A 1154-nucleotide genomic window follows, 5' to 3' on the forward strand; every position below is an offset into this window, starting at 1 on the left:
CCCTCTCGGGAGCCATCGCCATCGGCTACCGCAGCAACGCCTCCGGCTCAGCGGCGACAGCCCTTGGTGACCAGGCCAGGGCGGCTGGAGCAGGCGCTACCGCCACCGGTTACCTGGCCAACGCCAGCGGAACCGCCGCGACCGCCGTCGGAACAGCCTCCATCGCCGACGGTGAAAGCGCCACGGCCCTCGGACGCAAGGCCAATGCCACGGGCTTCCAAACCACCGCGTTGGGTGCCGGCGCCCTGGCCAACTTCACCGGCTCCACCGCCATCGGCACCGGTGCCACCACCACCCGGGCCAACCAGATCGTGCTCGGTCGCTCTGGCGACACCGTCACCATCCCCAACCTGTCCGGCACCGGCAGCGGCCTGATCCTCGCCAACGACGACGGCACCCTCTCCCGCTCAGCCGCCTCCGCTGCCGCCGTCAGCAGCCTCAATTGCACCGGCACCGGCGCCAACGCCGTCTGCTACGGGCCCAACGCCACCGCCAACGGCGCTAATACCACCGCCATCGGCTCGGATGCCCTCGCCAACCAGACCGGAGCCACGGCCCTGGGGGCCAACTCCCGGGCGGATGGCAGCAGCGCTACGGCCCTCGGGCGCAACGCCAACGCCACCGGAACATCCGCGACTGCCGTCGGGTTGGACGCCCGGGCTTCAGGTACCGCCGCCACAGCCCTCGGAGAAGCCTCCATCGCCGACGGTGAAAGCGCCACGGCCCTCGGGCGCAAGGCCAATGCCACCGGAACAGCCGCGACTGCCGTCGGAACAGCCTCCAGCGCCGACGGTGAAAGCAGCACGGCCCTCGGGCGCAGCGCCAATGCCACGGGAATCGCCGCGACCGCCGTCGGGTTGAACGCCCGGGCTTCAGGTACCGCCGCCACAGCCCTCGGAGCAGCGTCCATCGCCGACGGTGAAAGCGCCACGGCCCTCGGGCGCAGGGCCAATGCGACCGGAACCCAGGCGACCGCCGTCGGGTTTGACGCCCTGGCCTCAGGGCAACAGGCGACGGCCCTAGGTCCTAGCGCCAATGCCACCGGAATCGCCGCGACCGCCGTCGGGTTGAACGCCCGGGCTTCAGGTACCGCCGCCACAGCCCTCGGAGCAGCGTCCATCGCCGACGGTGAAAGCGCCACGGCCCTCGGGCGC

At 71.8% G+C, this 1154-nt stretch carries 1 pseudogene; it reads left to right on the forward strand.

The annotated features are described in order from the left end of the window. Nucleotides 1-1154 (forward strand): annotated as a pseudogene (locus ACLD7X_RS16935) (hypothetical protein); the annotation flags it as partial.

It is taken from the genome of Aphanothece microscopica RSMan92 (assembly GCF_046613545.2).
Classification (GTDB): domain Bacteria; phylum Cyanobacteriota; class Cyanobacteriia; order PCC-6307; family Cyanobiaceae; genus NIES-981.